Genomic DNA, 24,028 nt, shown 5'->3' on the forward strand with positions numbered 1-24,028 from the left:
GGACGTTGCAAGAAACTGCTCAAGACACGGTTAACGTGACTAAAAATCAGTCAGTCGCCGTATCGAGCGCTTCGATGACGAGGTTGCCGTTCGTGTAGACGCAGATCTCGGCCGCGATGCCGAGCGCGCGGCGCACGATCGCCTCCGCATCGTGCGCGCTGTCTTCGAGCGCCCGCGCGGCGGCGAGGGCGAAATTGCCACCCGAGCCGATCGCCATGACGCCCCCCTCTGGCTCCAGCACGTCGCCGCTGCCCGAGAGCAGGAGGCCGACATCCTTGTCGGCGACCAGCATCATCGCTTCGAGGCGGCGGAGATAGCGGTCGGTGCGCCAATCCTTTGTCAGCTCGACGCAGGCGCGGGTGAGCTGCCCCGGATATTGCTCGAGCTTGGCCTCCAGGCGCTCGAACAGGGTGAAGGCGTCGGCGGTCGCGCCCGCGAACCCGCCGATCACCGCGCCCTTGGCGAGCCGCCGCACCTTGCGGGCGTTGCCCTTCACGATGGTCTGGCCGAGGCTCACCTGCCCGTCCCCGCCGATGACGACGCGCCCGTTCTTGCGCACCATCAGGATCGTGGTGGCATGCATCTGCGGCGGCTGGCCGGATTCGGGATGGGGCACGGAACGCTCCGGTCGGGGACATCGATACCGCGCTCAGGTAGGCGCTCCGGAGCGGCGCTCCAACCCTATCCCGGGAAGCGCCCGAAGCGGGGCAGCGCGTCGAACCGCTCGAACCAGCCGGGCGCCTCCGCGGTCTGGATTCGGGCCTGCGGGGGCAGGGCATCGGGATCGTCGAGGGTCGCGGTCTGAACGTCGACCTGCCCCGGAAAGATGGATTCGTTCCGGTAGAAGAGCCCCGTGCCGCAGGTCCCGCAGAATTCCCGCAGCGTGCCGGGCGAGGATTCGTAGCGCACGGGCTCGCCGGTGATCGCGAGGCGCTCCTGCGGGAACAGCGCCCAGGCCACCATCGGCGCCCCGGCCGAGCGGCGGCAATCGGCGCAGTGGCAGAGGGACGAATGGGCCGGCGCGCCCTCGGCGGCGTAGCGGACCGCGCCGCAGCGGCAACCTCCCGTCAGAACCATCGCCGATCCTCCTCCCCGCCTGTGTGGCATGCCCGCCCGAGGCCCGGCAACCCGGGCTCAGGTCACGACGGTGATCGCCTGGGCCGCGCGCGTCAGGCCGGTATAGAGCCAGCGGGCGCGGTGCTCGCGGAAGGCGAAGGATTCGTCGAAGAGCACCACCTTGTCCCATTGCGAGCCCTGCGCCTTGTGCACGGTGAGCGCGTAGCCGTAGGTGAACTCGTCGGTCTCCCGGCGCAGGAAGGCCGGGATCTCCTCCTCCGAGCCCTCCATCACGGCGCGCAGGACCTTGATGTCGGTCGGGCGGCGGCGGAGCGCCGGGTCGTCCTCCGGGACCACGTCGAGGCGGACCGTGTCGGGGCGCGGCGGGGCGCGGAGCGCGTGCACCGTCCAGGTCGAGCCGTTGAGGAGCCCCTTCGTCCGGTCGTTCCTGAGGCAGACCAGCTTCTCGCCGACCGCCGGCATCGGGTCGGTCTGCCCGCCGAGTTCGCGGATGCGGTTGTTGTAGAGGCGGCGCGTCTTGTTCATGCCGACCAGGACCTGATCGGATTCGAGCACCATCATCGGGTCGAGATCGCGCCGGGAGATCACGCGGCTCAGGCCGTAATCGCCGCGATCGAGCCGCCCGCCCTCGCGCACCGTCATGGCCATCCGGACGATCGGGTCGTCGGCGGCCTGGCGATGGACGTCGGTCAGCATCACGTCGGGCTCGGCCTCCGTGAAGAAGCCGCCGCCGCGCACCGGGGGCAACTGGGCCGGGTCGCCCAGCACGAGGACCGGCTTGTCGAAGGAGAGGAGGTCGCTGCCGAGGTCGGAATCGACCATCGAGCACTCGTCGATGACGATGAGCTCGGCCTTCGCCGCCGGGCCGGAGCGGTTGAGGGTGAAGGTCGGGCCGCCCTCGTCCGTCTCCTTGGTGCGGTAGATCAGGCTGTGGATCGTCTGCGCGTCGTGGCAGCCCTTCTGGCGCATCACCGAGGCCGCCTTGCCCGTGAAGGCGCCGAACACGACCGGGCCGTCGACATCGTCGGCGATGCGGCGGGCGAGCGTGGTCTTGCCGGTGCCGGCATAGCCGAACAGGCGGAAGACCTGCGCGCCGCCCCCTCTTCGCCACGCGTCGATGGCCTTCAGCGCCGCGTCCTGCTGCGGGGCGAAGCGCGTCGGCAGGTCGCTCACGGCCAGCGGACGGTGGGCGGCAGCGAGGACAGGATCGAGGCGACGTTGCCGCCGGTCTTCAGGCCGAAGATGGTGCCGCGATCGTAGAGCAGGTTGAACTCCACGTAGCGCCCGCGCCGCACCTGCTGCTCCAGCCGGTCGGCCTCGGTCCAGGGCGCGGCGAGGTTCGCCCGCACGATCTCGGGATAGACCTTGAGGAAGGCTTGGCCGACGTCGCGGGTGTAGGCGAGGTCCGCCTGCGGGTCGCCGGTCCAGTGATAGTCGTAGAAGATGCCGCCGATGCCGCGGGGCTCGTCCCGGTGCTTCAGGTGGAAATACTCGTCGCACCACGCCTTGTAGCGGGCGTAATCCGCGGCCGGGGCATGCGCCTCGCAGGCCGCGCGGAGCGCCGCGTGGAAGGCCTTCGCGTCCGGGTCCTCCTGGCTGCGCCGCCGGTCGAGCACCGGGGTCAGGTCGGCCCCGCCGCCGAACCACGCCTTGGTGGTCACCACGAAGCGGGTGTTCATGTGCACCGTGGGCACGTTCGGGTTCCACGGATGGGCGATGAGCGAGATGCCCGTCGCGAAGAAGCGCGGGTCCTCCGCCGCGCCCGGCATCTGCGCCCGGAACTCGGGCGCGAACTCGCCGTGAACGGTCGAGATATGCACCCCGGCCTTCTCGAAGACCCGGCCCTTGATCATCGCCATGACGCCGCCGCCGCCCGGCGCGCCGCTGTGGTCGGTCCGCTGCCAGGGCGTCTTCTCGAAGCGGCCCGCCTCGACCGGGGCGTCCGGATGGAACGGTCCCGACGCCTCGTCCTCGATCGCCTCGAGGGCGGCGACGATCCGGTCGCGCAACGTGGCGAACCAGGCGGCCGCCTCGCTCTTCAGGGCGGTCAGATCGCCCTCGGAGGGCAGGGGGGCGGGCTTCGGAATCGGGGCGTCCGTCATGGGATCAGGCTTTCCCATCCGGCGGGCAAGCCGTCAATTCGGCGGAGCGAGGTTCCGCCGCGACGTGCCAAGTCAGGCCGGCCCCTGGACGATGACGCCGTACCAGCCCTGGCCGCGATAGGTCTCGTAGCCGGGCGTGCGGTGGAAGGCGGTGACCGCGCCGCGCGGATCGGTCGCGACGCCGCTCGCCCGGTCTCCCGGCGCGAAGGGGAGGGTCTCGGACAGAGCCCCGCGCTCGTCCGAGGCCGCGAGCACCCGGCGATGCGCGTCGACCAGCAGCACGCGGGTCCGCCCGCGATCCTCGGGCGCAAGGCGCACGCCCTGCACGATGGCCCGCGCCTGCGGTTCCCAATCGAAGTGCACGGCGAGAACGCCGAGCGTGCGCCCCTGTGCCCGCCCGCCCTCGCGCACGCCGGCCGCAAAGGTGGCGACGGGAGCCCCCCCGAGGCGCGCCTCGCGGGCCACGTCGGCGCAGACGTAGGAATCGCCGTCGCGAAGGCCCGTGGCCTCCCGGAACCACGGCTCGTCCGCGACGCGCGCGCCCCGGACGCGGGGGTAACGGTCGGGCCGGCCGTTGGCGAGCACCGTCCCGTCGGCGTCGCAGAGCCAGATGTCGAGGTAGACCGTGTAGGCGGACAGGATCACGCCGAGGCGCTCGCCCGCATGCGCGGCGGCCTCGGCACAGGGGCGCGCGGCGCAATCCGTCACGGCCGCGTCGGTCGCCCACCAGCGCACGTCGCAGGTCCGTTCGTACAGGTTGCGGTCGATGAGCTCGACCGCGTTGAGCGCCAGATCGACGAGCCGGTCGCCCTGCGCCCGCACCGCCATCGCCCCGACAGCCCGCTGCAACTCGCCGATGCGTCCGGAGAGGTGGGTCTCGAGTTCGCGGGCGATGGCCTCGACCTCCGCCCCGACAGCCCGCACCTCCTGGGCGACGACCGAGAAGCCGCGCCCCTGGTCTCCCGCCCGCGCCGCCTCGATCAGCGCGTTCAGCGCCAGCATCTTCGTCTGGGAGGTGATCTGCTGGATCCGGCCGATCTTCTCGCAGGCGACGCGGTTCACCTCCGCGGTGAGGCGCGAGATGGTCGTCAGGCCCGGCGCCGGGGCGTCGATCGGTGCGATGCCGGCGTCGAGCAAGGGCGCGCCCTTCAGGTCAGACGGCGTGTCTCTACTGCTCAGATAAGCCGTTCATTGACTAAAAATCAGATAACGCCCGCAGTGATTGCTGACTCTGCCTACATTATGACCGTCCAGCCCGCGCATCTTGATCAACTGAGATCGCCGGAACTGTTCAGACCTGACCTTTTCGCTCTCACGCTCCGGCTCCCCCCGGGCCAAGGCGTCGGCAGCACCGCGACGCGTGGTTCAGGTCGTGCCCGGAGGACTGGGAGCGCCCTCCGCGCCCATCTGCCCGCCCGGCCGGCCGCCCGTCTGCCGGATCGCCTCCCCGAGGATCATCGCGGCGCAGACCGCGACGTTGAGCGAGCGCAGCCCCGCCTGGATCGGCACGACGATGCGGGCATCCGCCGCCGCGTGGACGCTCTCGGGCACGCCCGCCGATTCGCGGCCCATCAGGAGGCAGTCGCCGGGGGCGAAGGCGAAGTCCGTGTAGGGCAGGGCGCCGCGCGTGGTGGCGAGGACGAGGCGGTGCCCGGCCCCGCGCCGCCACGCCTCGAACGCGGCCCAGGAGCGGTGGCGGGTGATCGCCACGTGATCGAGATAGTCGAGGCCGGAGCGGCGCAGGTGCCGGTCGGAGACGTCGAAGCCGGCCGGCTCGATGATCTCGACGGCGAGCCCGAGGCAGGCCGCCATGCGCAGCATCGTGCCGGTGTTCTGGGGTATGTCGGGCTGGTAGAGGGCGAGGCGCAGCATCGAACCGTCACGAGGCAGGGACCCGTGCGGCATGGCCGCCCGGTTGGCAGAGCGTCAAGAGCGCATACATCGGGGGGCTCACCCGGAAACCGGTCCAGCCCCATGTTCCTCGACTGGCTCGAGCGCCGCATCGACCCGTTCGCGCCCTTCGACGAGGGGCGCATGCCGCCGAAGACCGTGCTCGGCTTCGCGGCCTTCTACCTGCGGCCGATCCGGGCGGCGCTCCTCGTGCTACTCGTCATCTCCCTCGTGGCGGGCACGATCGAGGCCTCGCTCTACCTGCTGATGCGCTGGTTCATCGACCTGATGAGCACCGCCGACCGGGCGAGCGTCCTGCACGAGCACGGCCTCGCCATTGTGGCGGCGTTCGTGCTCGTGGGGGTGGTGCGCCCGATCTCGATCTGGCTGCACGAGGCCGTCTCGAACCAGCTCGTCGTGCCCCAGGCCACGAACCAGGTCCGCTGGCGCGCCCATCTCTACACGCTCGGCCACTCGCTCTCGTATTTCCAGGCGGATTTCGCGGGCCGCCTCGCCAACCGGGTGGTGCAGGTGGGGCCGGCCGTGCGCGAGCTCGCCGTCGTCTTCATCGACACGCTGCTCTACGTGGCGATCTACGCCGTCACCGCGGTCGGCCTGTTCGGCTCGATCTCGCCCTGGCTGGCGCTGCCGGTCGTCGCCTGGGTCGTGGCCTACGCCGCGCTCACGGCCTGGTTCGTGCCGCGCGCCCGCAAGCGCTCGCACGCCACCGCCGACACCCGCTCCACCCTCGTCGGGCGCGTGGTCGACAGCTACACCAACATCCTCACCGTCAAGCTCTTCGCCCGCACGCAGGAGGAGCGCGCCGCCGTGCGCGAGGCGGTGGACGTCCACACGAAGGCCTACCTGCACCAGTTCCGCCTCGTCACGGCGACGACGGGGCTGCTCGGCATCCTCAACAGCCTCCTGATCCTGGCGACGGGCAGCGTCTGCTTCCTGCTCTGGCAGCGCAACGGCCTGACCACGGGGGAGGCCGCGGCCGGCCTCGCCCTGGTGCTGCGCCTCATCGCCATGTCGGGCTGGGTGATGCAGACGGTGCGCGGCATCTTCGAGAATGTCGGCGTCATCCAGGAGAGCATGCAGACGGTCTCGCGCCCGCACGCGGTCGTCGACGCCGCCGACGCCGGGACGCTCCGCGTGACCGGCGGCGAGATCCGCTTCGAGGGCGTCGACTTCCATTACGGCCGGAGCGACGCCGACGTCATCGAGGACCTGAACCTCACGATCCGGGCGGGCGAGAAGGTCGGCCTCGTCGGCGTCAGCGGCGCGGGCAAGACCACGATCACCTCGCTGCTCCTGCGCCTGCACGACCTCGAGGGCGGCCGCATCCTCGTGGACGGGCAGGACATCGCCGGCGTGAGCCAGGATTCGCTGCGCTCGGCCGTCGCGGTCGTGACGCAGGACACCTCGCTCCTGCACCGCTCGATCCGCGACAACATCGCCTACGGCCGGCCCGAGGCGAACGAGGCCGAGATCGAGCGGGCGGCGCGCCTCGCCCATGCCGACGGCTTCATCCGCGACCTCGCCGACCACAAGGGCCGGCGCGGCTACGAGGCGCAGGTGGGCGAGCGCGGGGTGAAGCTCTCGGGCGGCCAGCGCCAGCGCATCGCCATCGCCCGGGTGATCCTGAAGGATGCCCCGATCCTCATCCTCGACGAGGCGACCTCGGCCCTCGACAGCCAGGTCGAGGCGGCGATCCAGGAATCCCTCGACACCCTGATGGCGGGCAAGACCGTGCTCGCCATCGCGCACCGCCTCTCGACCATCGCCGCCCTCGACCGGCTCATCGTCATCGACGAGGGACGGATCGTGGAGGAGGGGACGCACGCGGAATTGATCCGCCGTGGCGGCCTCTACGCCCGCCTCTGGGAGCGGCAATCGGGCGGCTTCCTCGCCGACCGCAAAGGCGACGGTTCCGGGGACGGTCCGGGAGACGGGCCGGGCGACGCGCAGGAGCGTCGAATTCCTGACGTGGTCCGGCGCTAGACCCTCCGGCCATCGACGCACGCAACGAATCGACGGGCCGGAGCGCCGCCCGCACGCCATCTCGGGATCTCGGACATCATGTCGGCACTCGGCCTCGCGGCGCCCGGCGCGCGGGAACGGGCGATCCGTCGCCCCCGCGGCACGGAGCTTCGCGCCACCCTCGCGCTCGCCGCCCCCCTCGTCCTCACGAACCTCGCCCAGCACGGCCTCGTGACGAGCGACGTGGTGATCCTCGGCCGCCTCGGTGCCGGGCCGGTCGCCGCGGGCGCGCTCGCGACGAGCCTGTACTTCGTGCTGTTCATCTGCGGCATCGGCCTGACCATGGCGGTGGCGCCCCTGATCGCGGAGACGCGGGGGCGGGCGCGGACGGGCGCGGCCGCGGCCGGGGACGCGGACGAGGTCCGCCGGATCGTGCGGGCCGGGTTCTGGGCGGCGACGATCGCCGCCTTACCGCTGATGCTGCTCCTCTGGCACACCGGCGCGCTGCTGCACGCGCTCGGCGAGCCGGCCGAGCTCGCGGACGCGGCCGGCACCTACATGCGCGGCCTGCAATGGGCGATGTGGCCGGCCCTCCTGTTCCTCGTCCTGCGCTCGACCCTGACCGCCCTGCAGCGGCCGGGCTGGCCGCTCGCGGTGAGCCTGTCGGCGCTGCCCGTGAACGTGCTCCTCGCGGTCTCGCTCGCCTTCGAGGGGGGCCTGGGGCTCGGCCCGGTCGGGGTCGCGCTCGGGACCACGCTCACCGCCTTCCTCAGCCTCGCCGCCCTCTGCGCCGTGGTCGTGGCCGATCCGGGCTTCCGGCGGCACCGGATGCTGCACCGGCTCTGGCGGTTCGATCCGGCGCGATTGAAGATGCTCGCCGGCCTCGGCGTGCCGATGGCCGCGACCGGCCTCGCCGAGGCCGGCCTGTTCGAGGCGGCGGTGCTCGGCATGGGCCTGTTCGGCACGGCGCAGCTCGCCGCGCACGCAGTCGTGATCCAGATCGCGGCCTTCTGCTTCATGGTGCCGAACGGCATCGCGCAGGCCGCGACCGTGCGGGTCGGCCTCGCCTACGGCGCCCGGGACGCGGCCGGAATCCGCCGCGCGGGGCTGGTGGCGCTCGGCCTCGCCCTCGGCTTCATGGCGCTGTGTGCGCTGGTGCAGGTGAGCCTGCCCGAGACCCTGATCGGCCTCTTCCTCGACCTCTCGGCCCCCGAGAACGCCGCGGTCCTTCCCACCGCGATCGGCTTCCTGCTGCTCGCCGCCCTGTTCGCGGTGTCGGACGGCGTGCAATCGGCGGCCCTCGGGATGCTGCGGGGGCTCCAGGACACGCGCGTGCCCATGCTGATCGCGCTCGTGGGCTACTGGGGCATCGGGGTGCCGGTCGGCGCCGGCCTCGCCTGGGGCGCGGGGCTCGAGGGAAAAGGCATCTGGCTCGGCTTCTGCGCGGGCCTCCTCGTGGTGGCCTGCCTCCTCGTCGCCCGCTGGTTCCGGCTCACCGGGCTCCGGCGGCCGGGGCGGGCCATCGGGACGGCCCGGTAGAGGCGCCTCGACGCGCCGCGCCGGGCCCGCCACGCGCCCGGAATGCGGCGCCCTCGCCCGGGAGCGGGGGCCGCGGCCACAATCCTGCCGATTGTGCACCGCTGCGGCGCGGGTCAGCTTGACTTCGGGCGACGCGCGGTCGCATTGCACACTTTAGAACGATAATGCTTCGGTCCCCCACGGGCTGGCGTTCCTCACGAGCCTCATAGGTCCCGGCCGCCGGTCAGACGCGGCCGGACCCGTCGTTTGCATGCTTGGAGTTTCCGACCTTGGCAGACACCGCGGCCACAGGCGTTGCCGCCCCGCACGGGGCTGACGGAACGCGACGCGATTTCCTCTTCCTCGCCACCGGAGCGGGCCTCGCCGTGGGCGTCGGCGCCGTGGCGTGGCCCTTCGTCTCCTCGATGGCCCCGGACGCCGCCACCATCGCGGCCGGCGCGCCGATCGAGGTCGATCTCGCCCCGATCCAGGACGGCCAGATCATCAACGTCTTCTGGCGCGGCAAGCTGATCTTCGTGCGCAACAGGACCGAGAAGGAGATCCAGGATCTCCGCGCGGTCCCGATGTCCGATCTGATCGATCCGCAGACCGACGCCGCTCGCACCAAGGAGGGCCACGAGAAGTGGCTCGTGGTCTACGGCAATTGCACGCATCTCGGCTGCGTGCCGGCGGGCCATTCGGGACCCTATGACGGCTGGGCCTGCCCCTGCCACGGGTCCCTCTTCGACGCCTCCGGCCGCGTGCGCCGCGGCCCCGCCCCGAGCAACCTGCCCGTCCCGCCCTACGCCTTCCAGTCCGACACCAAGATCCGGATCGGCGAAGAGGGCGGCGGCAAGGCCGCGGCCTGACCTGAGGGAGATGCGGGTAGCACCATGAGCGCTCACGCCACCACCTACGTCCCGAAGAGCCGCTTCGCGAAGTGGTTCGAGTCGCGCCTGCCGATCGCGGGCCTGATCCACTCCTCGTTCATCGCGTTCCCGGTGCCGCGGAACCTGAACTACTTCTGGACCTTCGGCGCGATCCTGATCGCGATGCTCGGCATCCAGATCGTCACCGGCGTCTGGCTGGCGATGCACTACACGGCCACCGCGACCGAGGCGTTCAACTCCGTCGAGCACATCATGCGCGACGTGAATTACGGCTGGCTGCTGCGCTACGCGCACGCCAACGGCGCCTCGATGTTCTTCGTGGCGGTCTACATCCACATCTTCCGCGGCCTCTACTACGGCTCCTACAAGGCCCCGCGCGAGGTGCTCTACATCCTGGGCGTCATCATCTACCTGCTGATGATGGCCACCGCCTTCCTCGGCTACACCCTGCCGTGGGGCCAGATGAGCTTCTGGGGCGCGACCGTCATCACCAACATCCTGGCGGCGATCCCCGTGGTCGGCGACACGATCCAGAGCCTGCTCTGGGGCGGCTACTCGGTCGGCAACCCGACCATCAACCGCTTCTTCTCGCTGCACTACCTCCTGCCCTGGATGATCGCCGGCGTCGTCGTGCTCCACGTCTGGGCGCTCCACGTCACGGGGCAGAACAACCCGACCGGCATCCCGATCAAGTCCGGCAAGGACGCGGTGCCCTTCACCCCCTACGCGACGATCAAGGACGTGTTCGCCACGGTGGTGTTCATGATCCTGTTCGCGTGGTTCATCTTCTACCAGCCGAACTACCTCGGCCACGCCGACAACTACGTGCCCGCCAACCCCGCCGTGACCCCGGCCCATATCGTGCCCGAATGGTACTTCCTGCCGTTCTACGCGATCCTGCGCGCGGTGCCGGACAAGCTCGGTGGCGTCATCCTGATGTTCGGCGCGGTCCTGATCCTCGCCTTCGCCCCCTGGCTCGACACTTCCCGCGTCCGCTCGACCAACTACCGGCCGATCTACCGGCAGTTCTTCTGGCTGTTCGTGATCGTCTGCATCGTGCTCGGCTGGCTCGGCGCGAAGCCCCCGGAGGGCGGATACGTCCTCGCGGCGCGCATCTGCACCGCCTACTACTTCGCCCACTTCCTCCTGGTGATGCCGCTGGTGGGCCTGTTCGAGACGCCGAAGGCGCTGCCGGGCTCGATCCTGGAGAGCGTCACCGGGCCGGGCAAGCAGGTGAGCGGCTCGGGGCTGCCGGCGGGTGCCGCCGCCGCGCCCACGACCAAGGGTTGAGGACAGGGGACACGAGAGAGACATGAAGACGACACGCGTCCTCGCCGCCTCCCTGTTCGCGGCCCTTCTCGGCGCCTCCGCGCTCCCCGCGCTCGGCGCCGAGGCGCCGCAGCCTCCGCGCGAGAAGTGGAGCTATGCCGGGGTGTTCGGCCGGTTCGACCAGGCCCAGCTCCAGCGCGGCTTCCAGGTCTACAAGGAGGTCTGCGCCGCCTGCCACAGCATGAAGCTCGTGGCCTTCCGCAACCTCTCGCAGGAGGGCGGGCCGGGCTACAGCGCCGCTCAGGTCAAGGCGCTCGCCGCGACCTATCAGGTCAAGGACGGGCCGAACGATTCGGGCGAGATGTTCGAGCGCCCGGGCCGCCCGGCCGACACCTTCCCGCCGCCCTTCCCGAACGACCAGGCGGCCGCCGCGGCGAACGGCGGCAAGGCGCCGCCGGACTTCTCGGTGCTGGCCAAGGCCCGCACCTACGAGCGCGGCTTCCCCTGGTTCATCTCCGACGCGCTGCCCTTCGTCGGCTACAGCGAGCAGGGCGTGGACTACATCCACGCGCTTCTCAACGGCTACGAGGATCCGCCCGAGGGCAAGGAGGTGCCGGCCGGCACCTACTACAACGAGTATTACCCGGGCCACCTGATCGCGATGCCGAAGCCGATCAGCGACGGGCAGGTGACCTACCCGAAGAACGACAAGGGCGAGCCGGTCGTGCCGGAGACGGTCGACCAGTATTCGAAGGACGTCGCCGCCTTCATGGCCTGGGCGGCCGAGCCGCACATGATGGCCCGCAAGGCGCTGGGCTTCCGGGTGATCCTGTTCCTGATCCTGCTCTCGGGCCTGCTCTATTACGTCAAGAAGCGGGTCTGGGCGGATGTCGGCGGGGAGGTTCACGGCCTCCAGCCGGAGCTGCACAAGACCTACTGAGGCGCGCGGCCACGCGAACCTTGCCGGACGGGCCCCGCGCGGGGCCCGTTCTCGTTTGAAGGCCGCCCTTGCGGCGCGCCCCGCGCGCGTGCAGGGTCGCCGGCGCGGGCCGCCGCTCCCGTTCGGGAGAGGCCGGTTTCGCGGGACGCGGACCGGGCGAGGCGTGCGACCTCTCCGGACAGGCTTGATCCCTCACCCCAGCCCTCTCCCGGACGGGAGAGGGGGCGCCACCCGCCTGTCTCATCCGGCGCGGCGCAGGCCACGGGCGCGCGGCGCCCCTCACGAACGGACTCGACGGCATGACGGCAGCGGTGCTCGGGGTGATCGGCGGTTCCGGCGTCTACGACCTGCCGGGCCTGGAGGAGGTGCGCGAGGAGCGGATCGGCTCGCCCTGGGGCGAGCCCTCGGACGCCCTGCGGATCGGGCGCATCGGCGAGACCCGGGTCGTGTTCCTGCCCCGGCACGGCCGCGGGCACCGGCTCTCGCCGTCCGGCATCAACTACCGCGCCAATATCGACGTGCTGAAGCGGGCCGGCGTCACCGATCTCGTCTCGCTCTCGGCCTGCGGCTCGTTCCGCAACGAGCTGCATCCGGGCCTGTTCGTCCTCGTCGACCAGTTCGTCGATCGCACGCATGGCCGCGCCTCGTCCTTCTTCGGCAATGGCTGCGTCGCCCACGTCTCCCTCGCCCATCCGGTCGGGCCCGGGCTGCAGAGGCGGATCATCGCGGCGGCCGAAGCCGAGGAGATCCTGGTCCATCGCGGCGGCACCTACGTCTGCATGGAGGGGCCGCAATTCTCCTCGCTGGCGGAATCGAAGTTCTACAAGGCGCAGGGCTTCGACGTGATCGGCATGACCAACATGCCGGAGGCCAAGCTCGCCCGCGAGGCCGAGATCACCTACGCCACCATCGCCATGGTGACCGATTTCGATTGCTGGCACCCCGGCCACGACGCCGTCGACGTCGCCTCCGTGATCGCGGTGGCCCGGGCCAATGCCGACCGGGCGGCCCGGCTCGTGGCCCGGCTCGCCCGCGACTTTCCCGCCGCGCGCGAGGATTGCCCCGTCGGGTCGCACAAGGCCCTCGACGGCGCCATCATGACGGGGGCGCAGCACCGCGACCCGGCCCTGGTGGCCAAGCTCGACGCGGTGGCGGGCCGCGTCCTGCGCGCCTGAGCGGCGCGTCCCCGCCTTTTCGCCGGCCGCCGATGTGACAGGCGGCCCTTTGATGCTTAGAAGGCGCGAGCCGGCCCTCCTGCCGGCTCCGCGAACCCCTTGAAGGCACGATGCGCGCTGCCAGCCTCAGCCGCCGGACGGCGGAGACCGACGTCACCGTCTCGATCGACCTCGACGGGACCGGCAAGGCCGACATCGCCACCGGCGTCGGCTTCCTCGACCACATGCTGGACCTGTTCGCCCGGCACGCCCTGTTCGACGTGACCGTGAAGGTCGAGGGCGACCTCCACGTCGACCAGCACCACACCACGGAGGATGCGGGCATCGCGCTCGGCCAAGCCTTCGCCAAGGCGCTCGGCGACAAGCGCGGCATCGCGCGCTACGCCGACATCCACCTTCCCATGGACGAGACCCTGAGCCGGGTGGCGCTCGACATCTCGGGCCGCCCGTTCCTCGTCTTCCGGACGCAGTTCCGCGTCGAGAAGATCGGCCAGTTCGACACCGAGCTGGTGCGCGAGTGGTTCCAGGCCTTCGCCATGAATGCCGGGATTACCCTGCACGTCGAGACGCTCTACGGCGACAACGCCCACCACATCGCCGAGAGCTGCTTCAAGGGGCTGGCGCGGGCGCTCCGCGGCGCCGTCGCCGTCGATGCGCGCGAGGAGGGCCGCGTGCCCTCGACCAAGGGCTCGCTCTGAGGCGTGCCGCCGCCCCGCGGGGCAGGAGGACGGGACATGCGAAGCTACACGCTGCACCTGCCGCGGGATGCGAGAGCTGGCGAGTCGCTCGGGCTCGACCGGGCGCAGATCGTGCCGGACGGGTTCTCCTGGGGCGCCTTCGCCTTCTCCGCCCTGTGGTTCTTCTATCATCGCCTCTGGCTCGCGGGGCTCGGCGTGCTCGCCGGGCTGGTCGCGGTGGCGGTGCTGGGTCGCGTCCTCGGCCTGTCGCCTTTCATGGGTTCCCTCGTCACGCTCCTCGTCTCGATCCTGATCGGCCTCGAGGCGTCGAGCCTGCGCCGCTGGACGCTCGCGCGCCGCGGCCGGCCGGTGCGGGACGCGGTCGTCGCGGGCTCGGTCGCGGAGGCCGAGAGCCGCCTGATGGCGCGCTGGCTCGATCCCGTCGCGGCGCCGTCCCGGCCCGTGGCCCCCGCCTTCCCGGCCGGGCCGAGCCGCGGGACCGAGCGGGCCATCGGGATGTTTCCCTTCCAAGAGGGCCGCCGGTGAGCGGCCGCGCGAGCATGAGGACGTGTCCAGCGTGAGCGAGGAGACCGTCGCGATCATCGATTACGGCTCGGGCAACCTGCATTCGGCGGCGAAGGCTTTCGAGCGCGCCGCCCGCGAGGCCGGGCTCGACCGCACCCGCATCGTGCTAACGAGCGAGCCGGATGTCGTGGCGGCGGCCGAGCGCGTCGTGCTGCCGGGCGTCGGCGCCTACGCCGATTGCCGGCGCGGCCTCGACGCGGTGCCCGGCATGGTCGAGGCGATGACGGGGGCCGTGCACGGGCGCGGGCGGCCCTTCCTCGGCATCTGCGTCGGCATGCAGCTGATGGCGACCCGGGGGCTCGAATACGAGACCACCGCCGGGCTCGACTGGATCCCCGGCGATGTCGGGCCGATCCGCCCCGCCGACCCGGCGCTGAAGGTGCCGCATATGGGCTGGAACACGCTCCACCCGGACAGGCCGCACGCGCTCCTCGACGGCATCGCGACCGGCGAGGGCGGCCTGCACGCCTATTTCGTGCACAGCTACGCCCTCAAGGCGGACCGGCCGGAGGAGGTCGTCGCCCACACCGAGTACGGCGGTCCCGTGACGGCGATCGTCGGGCGCGACAACCTCGCGGGCACGCAGTTCCACCCCGAGAAGAGCCAGCGCCTGGGCCTCGCTCTCATCGCCAACTTCCTGCGCTGGCGGCCCTGAGCCGGCGGCCCTCACACCGAGACGAGTCCCCGAACCGTGATCCTGTTCCCCGCCATCGATCTCAAGGAAGGGCGCTGCGTGCGCCTCGTGCAGGGCGACATGGCCCAGGCGGTCGTGTTCAACGACGACCCGGCGGCGCAGGGCGCGGCCTTCGAGGCGCAGGGCTTCTCCTGGCTGCACGTGGTGGATCTCGACGGCGCCTTCGCGGGCGCGCCGATGAATGCGGCGGCCGTCGACGCGATCCTCGCCCGGGTGAGGCTGCCGGTGCAGCTCGGCGGCGGCATCCGGGACATGAAGACCCTGGAGGCGTGGCTCGCCAAGGGCGTCAGCCGGGTCATCATCGGGACGGCGGCCGTGCGCGACCCGGCCTTCGTGCGGGAGGCCGCCCGCCTCCACCCGGGCAAGATCGCGGTCGGCATCGACGCCAAGGACGGGCGCGTCGCGGTCGAGGGCTGGGCGCAGACCTCCAGCATGACGGCCGAGGAGCTCGGGCGCCGCTTCGAGGACGCGGGCGTCGCCGCGATCATCTACACCGACATCGCCCGCGACGGCATCCTGAAGGGGCTCAACATCGAGATGACCCTGGCGCTCGCGCAGGCCGTCAGCATTCCCGTCATCGCGTCCGGCGGCCTCGCCTCGATCGAGGACGTGCACCGCCTGCTCCAGCCGGATTGCGCGATGCTCGCCGGCGCCATCACCGGCCGCGCCCTCTATGACGGCCGCATCGACCCGGCGGCGGCGCTCGCCGCGATCCGCGCGGCGGAGCGGGGGCCGCACTGAGACGGTAGGGAGGCTCTCGTGCTCAAGACCCGCATCATCCCCTGCCTCGACGTGAAGGACGGGCGCGTCGTGAAGGGCGTGCAGTTCCTCGAACTGCGCGATGCCGGCGACCCGGTCGAATCCGCCAAGGCCTACGACGCGGCGGGCGCGGACGAGCTCTGCTTCCTCGACATCACGGCGAGCCACGAGGCCCGCGGCACGCTCCTCGACGTGGTGAGCCGCACGGCCGAGGCCTGCTTCATGCCGCTCACCGTCGGGGGCGGCGTGCGCACGGTCGAGGACATCCGCACCCTGCTGCTCGCCGGCGCCGACAAGGTCTCGATCAACACCGCGGCCGTGAAGGACCCCGACTTCGTGGCCCGCGCCGCGGAGAAGTTCGGGAGCCAGTGCATCGTCGTGGCGATCGACGCCAAGCGCACCTCCGCGCCGGGCGAGCCGGCCGCCTGGCAGATCTTCACCCATGGCGGGCGCACGCCCACCGGCATCGACGCGATCGAATTCGCCCGCACCGTCACGGCCAGGGGCGCGGGCGAACTCCTCGTCACCTCGATGGACAAGGACGGGACGCGCTCGGGCTACGATCTCGGCCTGACGCGGGCGATCGCGGACGCGGTGAGCGTGCCCGTCATCGCCTCGGGCGGCGTCGGCGGGCTCGACGATCTCGTGGCCGGGGTGCGGGACGGGGGCGCCAGCGCCGTGCTCGCCGCCTCGATCTTCCATTTCGGCGAGGCGAGCGTCGCGGAGGCCAAGGCCCACATGGCCGCCGCCGGGCTCGCGATGCGCCTCGGTGTGTAAAGGCCGCCGAGTGTCAGCGGCCGCGCTTGCCGTGCGTCCGGCGTTGACGCAGTTTCGCGCAACATCAGGTGACGACGATGCGCCCCGCAGCCCTGGCGACATGACCGCGACATGAGCGATTTCACCCTCGACGACCTCGCCGCCCTCGTGGCCGACCGCGCCGCGGCGCCGGTCGACGAATCCTACACGGCGAAGCTCCTCAGCGGCGGCCCGGCCAAGCCCGCCAAGAAGCTCGGCGAGGAGGCGGTCGAGGCGGCCATCGCCGCTGTGCAGGGCGACCGGGCGGGCCTCGTCTCGGAAGCCGCCGACGTGCTCTACCACCTCGTCGTGCTGCTGCGGGCCGGCGGCGTCGGGCTCGACGAGGTGATGGCGGAACTCGCAAGGCGCACGGCGCAGAGCGGCCTCGCCGAGAAGGCCGCGAGGCGCCACACGTGAACGCCGTCTTCGGGTCGCAGAATCCGCTCCCCGAGCCCGATCCCGGCCCCGGTCAGGACCCGGTGACGGGGGAGGGGCCGCAGAGCCTCTCGCCCTACCGGCTGTTCAAGCGGGAGGAATGGGCGCAGCTGCGCGCCGACACGCCGCTGACCCTGAAGGCCGAGGACATCGAGCGGCTGCAATCGATCAACGACCCGATCTCGGTGGAGGAGGTCGTCGCGATCTACCTGCCGCTGTCGCGCCTGCTCTCGCTCTACGTCGCGGCCACGCAGGGCCTGTTCAAGGCGACCCAGCGCTTCCTGCTCGCCGAGCGCGAGACCAAGGTGCCCTACATCATCGGGCTGGCGGGCTCGGTGGCGGTGGGCAAGTCGACGACGGCGCGCATCCTCGCCGCGCTGCTGGCCCGCTGGCCGAACACGCCGAAGGTCGATCTCGTCACGACGGACGGGTTCCTCCTGCCGAACGCGGAGCTCGCCCGCCACGGGGCAATGGACCGGAAGGGCTTCCCGGAGAGCTACGACACGGCGGCGCTCCTCCAGTTCCTCCACGATGTGAAGGCCGGCCACAAGCGGGTGACGGCCCCGCTCTACTCGCACCTCGTCTACGACCGGGTGCCCGGGGAGGAGCGGGTGGTGGAGAGCCCCGACATCCTGATCGTCGAGGGCCTGAACGTGCTCCAGCCGGCGCGCCTGCCGCGGGACGGCACCGCGATTCCCTTCGTCTCGGACTTCTTCGACTTCTCGATCTACCTCGACGGGCACGAGGACGACCTGCACCGCTGGTACGTGACCCGCTTCATGAAGCTGCGCCAGACGGCCTTCCGCGACCCGCGCTCCTACTTCGCGAAATACGCCGAGGTGCCGGAGGAGGAAGCGCTGCGCATCGCCGACCACCTCTGGACCTCGATCAACCTGCCGAACCTGCGCGAGAACATCCTGCCGACCCGGCAGCGGGCGAGCCTGATCCTCGCCAAGGGCGCGAGCCACCGCATCGAGAGCGTGGCCCTGCGCCGGCTGTGAGCCCCGCCGCTCACGCGAACGGGAACACCGCCTCCGTCACGTAGGGTCCGCCCCCGGTCGATTCTCGCGCCGAGAACAGCGCGACCCGTGTCGCGGTGAAGCGCAGGGGCTCGAAGATCGGGGCCTGGGAGAGATACATCGCCACCGCCTCCGGGTTCGCCTCCCGGCGCAGCCGCGCCAGCGTCACGTGCGGCGTGAACTTGCGCCGCTCCGGCTCGGCCCCGGCGCGGCGGGCGATGCGCTCCTGCTCGGCCTGCAGGTCGAGAAGATCCAGCCCGGGGGCCACGGCCGCGAACAGGGCCCGCGGCTTGTCGCCCCCGAAGCTCGACAATCCTTCCAGCGTGATCGGGATCGGCCCGCGCGGGCGCGCCTCCGCGAGCCCCTCGCAGAGATCCTCCGCGGCCGCGCCGTCGACGTCGCCGAGGAAGCGCAGGGTGATGTGGTAATCGACGGGCTCGATCCAGCGCGCGCCGGGCAGGCCGCCGCGGAAGCGCGCCAGCGCCTCGCCGATCTCGGGCGGGATCTCGAGCCCCGTGAAAAGCCGCGGCATGGGCGCCTCACTGCGAGGAGGGTTTCAGCTGACCCAGGAAGCTCTCGACGGTGGGCAGGATTCCGGCGACGACGGCCTCGACGCCCTTGGCGTTCGGGTGCATCCCGTCCTCGAGGCTGAGGCCGCGCTCGCCGGCGACCCCCTGAAGAAAGAACGGGTAGAGCGTGGCCCCGTATTTCCGGGCGAGGTCGGGAAAGATCGCGTCGAAGCGGGCGACGTAGTCCGGCCCGAGATTGGCCGAGGCGCGCATCCCGGCGATCAGGACCGGGATGTTGCGCTCCCTCAACCGGCCCAGGATCGCGTCGAGGGCCTTGCGCGTCACAGCCGGATCGGTGCCGCGCAGCATGTCGTTCCCGCCGAGTTCGAGGATCACGCCGTCGGTGCCGTCAGGAACCGACCAGTCGAGCCGGTCGAGCCCGGCCGTGGTGGTGTCGCCCGAAACCCCCGCATTGGCGACCGTGACCGCGTGGCCCTTGGCCCGCAGCGCCCGCTCCAGGGCGGCCGGAAAGGCGGCGTCCGCCGGCAGGCGGTAGCCCGCGGTGAGGCTGTCGCCGAAGGCGACGAGGGTGAGCGCGCGCTCGGCCGGCGCGGCGGAGAGCCCGGCCGGGAGCGCGCCGAGTGCGGCAAAGAGCACCAGCAGCGTCGCCGCGCGCCGCCCGACTTGGCGTTCCGGCCGGGGGCGGCCCATATCCTCCCGGCGTTGCCGCGTCGCCGCAAGACGTGCCAAAGCGCACCGAATCATCCGCTCCGAACCCCGACCTTCGTTTCATGCCCGCTCCCGCGCACAGATCGGACTCCCGCTGATGTCCGGCAAGGCCGTCGCCCTCTCGCAGGTGGATCTGAGCCTCGGCCGGGGCCCCGCCCGCGTCCACGTGCTGCGCGGCATCTCGCTCGACGTCGCGGGCGGCGAAGCGGTGGGCCTCGTCGGTCCCTCGGGCTCGGGCAAGTCGACTCTGCTCATGGTGATGGCGGGGCTCGAACGGCCGGATTCCGGCACCGTCGCGATCGAGGGGACCGATCTCGGCCGGCTCGACGAGGACGCCCTCGCCCGCTTCCGGGGCCGGCGCATCGGCATCGTGTTCCAGGCCTTCCACCTCGTGCCGACCATGACGGCGCTGGAGAACGTGGCCCTGCCCCTCGAACTCGCCGACAAGGCCGACGCCCATGCGCGAGCCCGCAGGGAATTGGAGGCGGTCGGGCTCGGCCACCGGCTGCACCATTACCCGGCCCAGCTCTCGGGGGGCGAGCAGCAGCGTGTCGCCATTGCCCGCGCGGTGGCGCCGGACCCGGCGATCCTGGTGGCCGACGAGCCGACCGGAAACCTCGACGAGGCGACGGGCCGCCAGATCATCGACCTGCTCTTCGCCCTGAAGCGCGACCGCGGCGCGACGCTCGTCCTCGTCACCCACGATCCGGGGCTCGCCCGCCTCTGCGACCGGACCGTGCGCCTGCGCTCGGGCCGCATCGAGGAGCCCGTGGCGGCGTGACCGGCAAGATGAGACCCACTGCGCCGCACCTCTCCCGTTCGGGAGAGGTCGAGTCCGCGATACGCGGACCGGGTGAGGGATCCAGGTTCTTCCGGAGAGGTCGCACCCCTCACCCTGTCCCTCTCCCGAACGGGAGAGGGGACCTGCGCCTCACGCACCGCGGAGCTGCCTGATGCACGGCACCCTTCCGCGAGCGGTGCCCGAGCGGCGCGCCTCCCCCCGCGCCGCCAGCCTACCGCTGACGCTGCGCCTGGCGCTGCGCGAATTGCGCGGCGGCCTGAGGGGTTTTGCCGTGTTCCTCGCCTGCATCGCCCTCGGCGTCGCGGCGATCGCCGGCGTCGCCTCGATCTCGCGCTCGCTCAGCGACGGGCTCGGGCGGGAGGGGCGGCGCATCCTCGGCGGCGACCTCAGCTACAACCTGATCAACCGCGAGGCGACGGTGCCCGAGCGCGCGGCGCTCGCGGCCGAAGGCCCGGTCAGCGTCGTGGCCTCGCTGCGCGCCATGGCGGTGGCGCCGGGCGAGAAGGGCGCCGCCCTCGTCGAGCTGAAGGCGGTGGATGCCGCCTATCCGGCCGCGGGCGAGCTCTCGACCGAGCCCCAGGCGCCGCTTCCCGACCTTCTGGCCTCGCAGGACGGCGCCGACGGCGCGGTCGCCGACCCGGCCCTGCTGACGCGGCTCGACCTGAAGGTCGGCGACCGGATCACGCTCGCGGGACGCCCCTTCGCGATCCGCGCCAGCCTCGTCTCCGAGCCCGACAAGATCGCCAACGGCATCGGCTTCGGCCCGCGCCTGATCATCTCCGAGGCCGCGTTGCGGGCGACCGGCCTCGTCCAGCCGGGCAGCCTCAACCGCTGGAGCTACCGTCTGCACGTGCCGGGTGCGGGCGATGCCGACCTCGTCGCCGCCCTGGAGCGGGTGGCGAAGGCCGCCCCCGACGCCGGCTGGGAGGTGCGCTCCCGCGTCAACGCCGACCCGCGCTTCGCCAAGAGCATCGAGCGGTTCACCCAGTTCCTGACCCTCGTCGGGCTGACCGCGCTCATCGTCGGCGGGGTCGGCGTGGCGAACGCCGTCCACGCCTTCGTCGAGCGCAAGCGCGGCTCGATCGCGACGCTCAAGAGCGTCGGCATGCCGGGCTCGGGCGTGGTCGGTCTCTACCTGACGCAGGTCATGCTGATCGCGGGCCTCGGCACCGCCATCGGGCTCCTCGTCGGCGCCGCGCTGCCGTTCGGGCTCGACGCGCTGTTCCGCGCCGACCTGCCGCTGCCCCTGAACCCCACCCTGGCGCCGGCCGAGCTCGCGCTCGCGGCCGCCTACGGGCTTCTCACCGCGCTCGCCTTCGCGATCACGCCGCTCGGCCGCGCGCACGACATCCCCGTCTCCGGCCTGTTCCGCGACGCGGTCGACCCCGCCCGCAACGGCGTGCGCTGGCGCTACCGGGCGATCCTCGCGCTGGCGCTCGCGGCCCTCGTCGGGCTCGCCCTCGTCACCGCCTTCGACCGGCGGGTCGCCCTCATCTTCATCGCGGCGGCCGGCCTCGCCTTCGGGCTTCTGCGCCTCGTGGCGCTCGGCCTGATGGCGGGCGCCGCGCGGCTGCCGCGGCCGAGGCGGGCGGCGCCCCGGATGGCGCTCGCCAACCTCCACCGGCCCGGCGCCCTGACCTCGGCGATCGTGCTCTCCCTTGGCCTCGGCGTGACGCTCCTCGTCACCCTGAGCCTGATCGACGCCAACGTGCGCCGCACGCTGACGAGCACGCTGCCCGCCCGCGCCCCGAACCTGTTCTTCCTCGACATCCCGGCCGCGGAGGCGGACGCCTTCCACGCCTTCCTCGGCAAGGCCGCGCCGGGCGGCAAGATCGAGCGGGTGCCGATGATGCGCGGGCGCATCGTCTCCCTCGACGGGCGTCCCGCCGGGAGCATTCGCGCGCCCGACGACGCCGCCTGGGTCCTCGACGGGGACCGGGGCATCACCTACGCCGAGGACGTGCCGGACGGCTCGGCCATCGTCGAGGGCCGCTGGTGGGCGGCGAACGAAGCCGGGGAGCGCCTCGTCTCCTTCGATGCGGAGCTCGGCCGGGCGCTCGGGCTGAAGCTCGGCTCGAACGTCACCGTGAACGTGCTCGGGCGCAACGTCACGGCGCGGATCGCCAATTTCCGGAAGGTGGAGTGGCGCTCGCTGGGGATCAACTTCGTGATGGTGTTCTCGCCCGGCACCTTCCGCGGCGCGCCGCATTCGGACCTCGCCACCCTCACCCTGCCCGGCGGCACCGACGCGCGGGTCGAGAACGCGATCCTGCGCGACGTGGCGCGGGCCTACCCGTCCGTCACCAGCGTGCGGGTGAAGGACGCGCTGGAGGCGGTCAACGACCTCGTCGGCAAGCTCGTCCTGGCGATCCGCGGCGCCAGCGGCATCGCGGTGGCCGCGAGCCTGTTCGTGCTCGCCGGCGCCGTGGCCGCCGGCCACCGGGCGCGCCTCTACGACGCGGTGGTGCTCAAGGTGCTGGGCGCGAGCCGCGGGCGCCTCCTCTCGGCCTACAGCCTGGAATACGGAGCCCTCGGCCTCGCCACGGCCCTGTTCGGGCTGATCGCCGGGTCGCTGGCCGGCTGGGTCATCGTCGCGAAGGTGATGCGCCTCGACTTCGCGCTCGATCTCTCCGGGGCGCTGCTCGCGGCCGGGCTCGCCGTCGCCTTCGCGGTGGTGATCGGGCTTGCGGGAACCTGGCGGATCCTCGGGCAGAAGCCCGCCCCCTACCTCCGCCAGTTCTGAGCGCGGCGCGCAGATCGCCCCCGGTTGGACCGTACAATCCAGGGGTGGGACAAACCAATGTTACGCAGTTTTAATCCCTGATTTAACAAAGAAATTCCGCCCCCTTGCGGCGGAAAAACCGCCTCTCGAAGCTCGACCGGCCTCTTGTGTGCGCGAGCGCGACGCAACATATTCAGACCCGAGGCGCCCGTGGGGCGCCAGAGGTTTTGCGTGAGCCTCGTCCTCAACCCCACGCTGAGAGAGCTTCCAAAGGAAACTCCCATGGCATTCGACAACTCTCCCTTCCGGTACGGCGCGCAGGCCCCCGGGTACGCCGGCACCCAGGTCGAGGTCGACCAGGGGCTGCGTGCCTTCATGCTCGGCGTCTACAACAACATGGTCATCGGCCTCGGCATCTCGGGCCTCGTGGCGCTCGGCCTCAACATGGCCGCCACCGCGCAGACCTCGGCCGGCCAGCTCGCGCTGACGCCGTTCGGCCAGATGCTCTACCAGAGCCCGCTCAAGTGGGTGCTGATGCTCGCCCCGCTCGCCTTCATCTTCATCTTCTCGATGCGGATGGACCGGATGTCGGCCTCCTCGGCGCGCCTGACCTTCTTCGCCTTCGCGGCGGTGATGGGCGCCTCGATGTCGACGCTGCTGCTCGTGTTCACGGGCGCCAGCGTGGTGCGGGTGTTCTTCATCACGGCGGCGACCTTCGGCGGCCTGAGCCTCTACGGCTACACCACGAAGCGCAGCCTGTCGGGCATGGGCTCGTTCCTGATCATGGGCCTGATCGGCCTGATCATCGCCTCGCTGGTGAACATCTTCCTGGCCTCCAGCGCCCTGCAGTTCGCCATCTCGGTGATCGGCGTGCTGATCTTCGCGGGGCTGACCGCCTACGACACGCAGAAGCTGAAGGAGATGTACCTCTACAGCGGCTTCGACGCGGAGGGCGCGGCCAAGATGTCGGTGAACGGCGCCCTGACGCTGTATCTCGACTTCATCAACATGTTCCAGTTCCTGCTCTCGCTGATGGGCGACCGTCGCTGAGCGACCCGGAACCGGACGAGCGAGAGACCCCGGCGCGCGAGCGCCGGGGTTTTTCTTTGCGCCCGCCGCGCGTCCGCGACGTGCTGCACGTTAGTGCGGGCGTCCCGAGTTGATGGCAGAGTACCGGCCCGCCGCAGGAGGACGGATCGTGCCGCGCTACTTCTTCGACGTCGTGGACGGCGGGCCGCATCGCGACGACACGGGTTCCGAATGCGCGACCTTGGACGAGGTGCGCGACGCCGCCATCCAGGTGCTTCCCGACATCGCGCGGGAGCAGATCCGCGCCGACGGGGACCGTCGCTTCTTCACGGTCGTGGCGCGCGACGAGGAGGGACGGGCGATCTACACGGCCACGCTCGGCTTTGCCGGCCTGTGGCTTCACGAGCGCCCCTGACGCCCGCGGGCCGG

General features: G+C 71.6%; 25 protein-coding genes. 17 read left to right on the forward strand and 8 right to left on the reverse strand.

The window, feature by feature from the left end; translation table 11 throughout:
* Positions 1–46: 46 nt before the first annotated feature.
* From hslV to J2X36_RS08720, 6 genes are all read right to left on the reverse strand, one after another.
* The gene (gene hslV, locus J2X36_RS08695) at positions 47–583 is read right to left on the reverse strand and encodes an ATP-dependent protease subunit HslV (RefSeq protein ID WP_132249742.1); all 537 of its coding nucleotides are present in this window, start codon (positions 581–583) and stop codon (positions 47–49) included.
* A 98-nt stretch (positions 584–681) separates the two neighbouring features.
* Positions 682–1,077, reverse strand: coding sequence for a GFA family protein (locus J2X36_RS08700; RefSeq protein ID WP_132249716.1), 396 nt, complete (start codon positions 1,075–1,077; stop codon positions 682–684).
* 57 nt (positions 1,078–1,134) lie between these two features.
* The gene (locus J2X36_RS08705; protein ID WP_310348880.1) at positions 1,135–2,256 is read right to left on the reverse strand and encodes an AAA family ATPase; all 1,122 of its coding nucleotides are present in this window, start codon (positions 2,254–2,256) and stop codon (positions 1,135–1,137) included.
* Complete coding sequence (gene hemF, locus J2X36_RS08710; protein ID WP_310348461.1) at positions 2,247–3,179, reverse strand: oxygen-dependent coproporphyrinogen oxidase; 933 nt, start codon at positions 3,177–3,179, stop codon at positions 2,247–2,249. The genes J2X36_RS08705 and hemF overlap by 10 nt, the downstream gene beginning before the upstream one ends.
* 72 nt (positions 3,180–3,251) lie before the next feature.
* Positions 3,252–4,316 carry a methyl-accepting chemotaxis protein gene (locus J2X36_RS08715; RefSeq protein ID WP_310348464.1) on the reverse strand — a complete coding sequence of 355 codons (1,065 nt, stop codon included), beginning with the start codon at positions 4,314–4,316 and terminating at the stop codon, positions 3,252–3,254.
* A gap of 228 nt (positions 4,317–4,544) precedes the next feature.
* On the reverse strand, positions 4,545–5,051 hold the full coding sequence (locus J2X36_RS08720) for a tRNA (cytidine(34)-2'-O)-methyltransferase (RefSeq protein ID WP_310348466.1): 507 nt from the start codon (positions 5,049–5,051) through the stop codon (positions 4,545–4,547).
* Positions 5,052–5,153: 102 nt separating this feature from the next.
* Here J2X36_RS08720 and J2X36_RS08725 point away from each other — a divergent pair, with 102 nt between their 5' ends.
* The 13 genes from J2X36_RS08725 (at position 5,154) to coaA (ending at position 17,790) form a co-directional block, all read left to right on the forward strand.
* A complete protein-coding gene (locus tag J2X36_RS08725) occupies positions 5,154–7,073 on the forward strand; it encodes an ABC transporter ATP-binding protein (RefSeq protein WP_310348469.1) in 1,920 nt (639 codons plus the stop codon).
* A gap of 78 nt (positions 7,074–7,151) precedes the next feature.
* A complete protein-coding gene (locus tag J2X36_RS08730; protein ID WP_310348471.1) occupies positions 7,152–8,591 on the forward strand; it encodes an MATE family efflux transporter in 1,440 nt (479 codons plus the stop codon).
* 269 nt (positions 8,592–8,860) lie between these two features.
* On the forward strand, positions 8,861–9,439 hold the full coding sequence (gene petA, locus J2X36_RS08735; protein ID WP_310348473.1) for a ubiquinol-cytochrome c reductase iron-sulfur subunit: 579 nt from the start codon (positions 8,861–8,863) through the stop codon (positions 9,437–9,439).
* A gap of 24 nt (positions 9,440–9,463) precedes the next feature.
* On the forward strand, positions 9,464–10,750 hold the full coding sequence (locus tag J2X36_RS08740) for a cytochrome b N-terminal domain-containing protein (RefSeq protein ID WP_132249704.1): 1,287 nt from the start codon (positions 9,464–9,466) through the stop codon (positions 10,748–10,750).
* A 22-nt stretch (positions 10,751–10,772) separates the two neighbouring features.
* The gene (locus J2X36_RS08745) at positions 10,773–11,669 is read left to right on the forward strand and encodes a cytochrome c1 (RefSeq protein WP_132249702.1); all 897 of its coding nucleotides are present in this window, start codon (positions 10,773–10,775) and stop codon (positions 11,667–11,669) included.
* Positions 11,670–11,968: 299 nt separating this feature from the next.
* Positions 11,969–12,844 (forward strand): S-methyl-5'-thioadenosine phosphorylase, encoded by an 876-nt coding sequence (locus tag J2X36_RS08750; RefSeq protein ID WP_132249700.1) that lies wholly within the window; start codon positions 11,969–11,971, stop codon positions 12,842–12,844.
* A gap of 110 nt (positions 12,845–12,954) precedes the next feature.
* Complete coding sequence (hisB, locus tag J2X36_RS08755; protein ID WP_310348480.1) at positions 12,955–13,542, forward strand: imidazoleglycerol-phosphate dehydratase HisB; 588 nt, start codon at positions 12,955–12,957, stop codon at positions 13,540–13,542.
* 36 nt (positions 13,543–13,578) lie between these two features.
* The gene (locus J2X36_RS08760) at positions 13,579–14,067 is read left to right on the forward strand and encodes a DUF2628 domain-containing protein (protein WP_310348481.1); all 489 of its coding nucleotides are present in this window, start codon (positions 13,579–13,581) and stop codon (positions 14,065–14,067) included.
* Between the two features lie 31 nt (positions 14,068–14,098).
* Positions 14,099–14,761 carry an imidazole glycerol phosphate synthase subunit HisH gene (gene hisH, locus J2X36_RS08765; protein WP_310348483.1) on the forward strand — a complete coding sequence of 221 codons (663 nt, stop codon included), beginning with the start codon at positions 14,099–14,101 and terminating at the stop codon, positions 14,759–14,761.
* A 36-nt stretch (positions 14,762–14,797) separates the two neighbouring features.
* Positions 14,798–15,541 (forward strand): 1-(5-phosphoribosyl)-5-[(5-phosphoribosylamino)methylideneamino]imidazole-4-carboxamide isomerase, encoded by a 744-nt coding sequence (gene hisA / locus J2X36_RS08770; RefSeq protein ID WP_132249692.1) that lies wholly within the window; start codon positions 14,798–14,800, stop codon positions 15,539–15,541.
* A gap of 18 nt (positions 15,542–15,559) precedes the next feature.
* Positions 15,560–16,336, forward strand: a complete 777-nt coding sequence (gene hisF, locus J2X36_RS08775; protein WP_310348486.1) for an imidazole glycerol phosphate synthase subunit HisF — start codon at positions 15,560–15,562, stop codon at positions 16,334–16,336.
* A 111-nt stretch (positions 16,337–16,447) separates the two neighbouring features.
* A complete protein-coding gene (locus J2X36_RS08780; protein ID WP_132249688.1) occupies positions 16,448–16,771 on the forward strand; it encodes a phosphoribosyl-ATP diphosphatase in 324 nt (107 codons plus the stop codon).
* Positions 16,772–16,833: 62 nt separating this feature from the next.
* A complete protein-coding gene (coaA, locus tag J2X36_RS08785) occupies positions 16,834–17,790 on the forward strand; it encodes a type I pantothenate kinase (RefSeq protein WP_132249736.1) in 957 nt (318 codons plus the stop codon).
* Between the two features lie 10 nt (positions 17,791–17,800).
* On the opposite strand, the gene thpR is transcribed toward coaA, so the two are convergent.
* Positions 17,801–18,340 carry an RNA 2',3'-cyclic phosphodiesterase gene (gene thpR, locus J2X36_RS08790; RefSeq protein WP_310348491.1) on the reverse strand — a complete coding sequence of 180 codons (540 nt, stop codon included), beginning with the start codon at positions 18,338–18,340 and terminating at the stop codon, positions 17,801–17,803.
* Between the two features lie 7 nt (positions 18,341–18,347).
* Positions 18,348–19,028: an arylesterase gene (locus J2X36_RS08795; protein WP_132249684.1), complete on the reverse strand. Its 681-nt coding sequence runs from the start codon at positions 19,026–19,028 to the stop codon at positions 18,348–18,350.
* A gap of 115 nt (positions 19,029–19,143) precedes the next feature.
* Between J2X36_RS08795 and J2X36_RS08800 the strand changes: the two genes are divergently transcribed.
* The 4 genes from J2X36_RS08800 (at position 19,144) to J2X36_RS08815 (ending at position 24,014) form a co-directional block, all read left to right on the forward strand.
* Positions 19,144–19,827 carry an ABC transporter ATP-binding protein gene (locus tag J2X36_RS08800; protein WP_310348495.1) on the forward strand — a complete coding sequence of 228 codons (684 nt, stop codon included), beginning with the start codon at positions 19,144–19,146 and terminating at the stop codon, positions 19,825–19,827.
* A 172-nt stretch (positions 19,828–19,999) separates the two neighbouring features.
* Complete coding sequence (locus J2X36_RS08805; RefSeq protein ID WP_310348497.1) at positions 20,000–22,591, forward strand: FtsX-like permease family protein; 2,592 nt, start codon at positions 20,000–20,002, stop codon at positions 22,589–22,591.
* 261 nt (positions 22,592–22,852) lie between these two features.
* Positions 22,853–23,620 (forward strand): Bax inhibitor-1/YccA family protein, encoded by a 768-nt coding sequence (locus J2X36_RS08810; RefSeq protein WP_132249678.1) that lies wholly within the window; start codon positions 22,853–22,855, stop codon positions 23,618–23,620.
* Between the two features lie 148 nt (positions 23,621–23,768).
* Positions 23,769–24,014, forward strand: coding sequence for a DUF6894 family protein (locus J2X36_RS08815; RefSeq protein ID WP_132249676.1), 246 nt, complete (start codon positions 23,769–23,771; stop codon positions 24,012–24,014).
* The last annotated feature ends 14 nt before the right edge of the window (positions 24,015–24,028 follow it).

The organism is Methylobacterium sp. BE186, from assembly GCF_031457035.1.
Classification (GTDB): Bacteria; Pseudomonadota; Alphaproteobacteria; order Rhizobiales; family Beijerinckiaceae; genus Methylobacterium; species Methylobacterium segetis.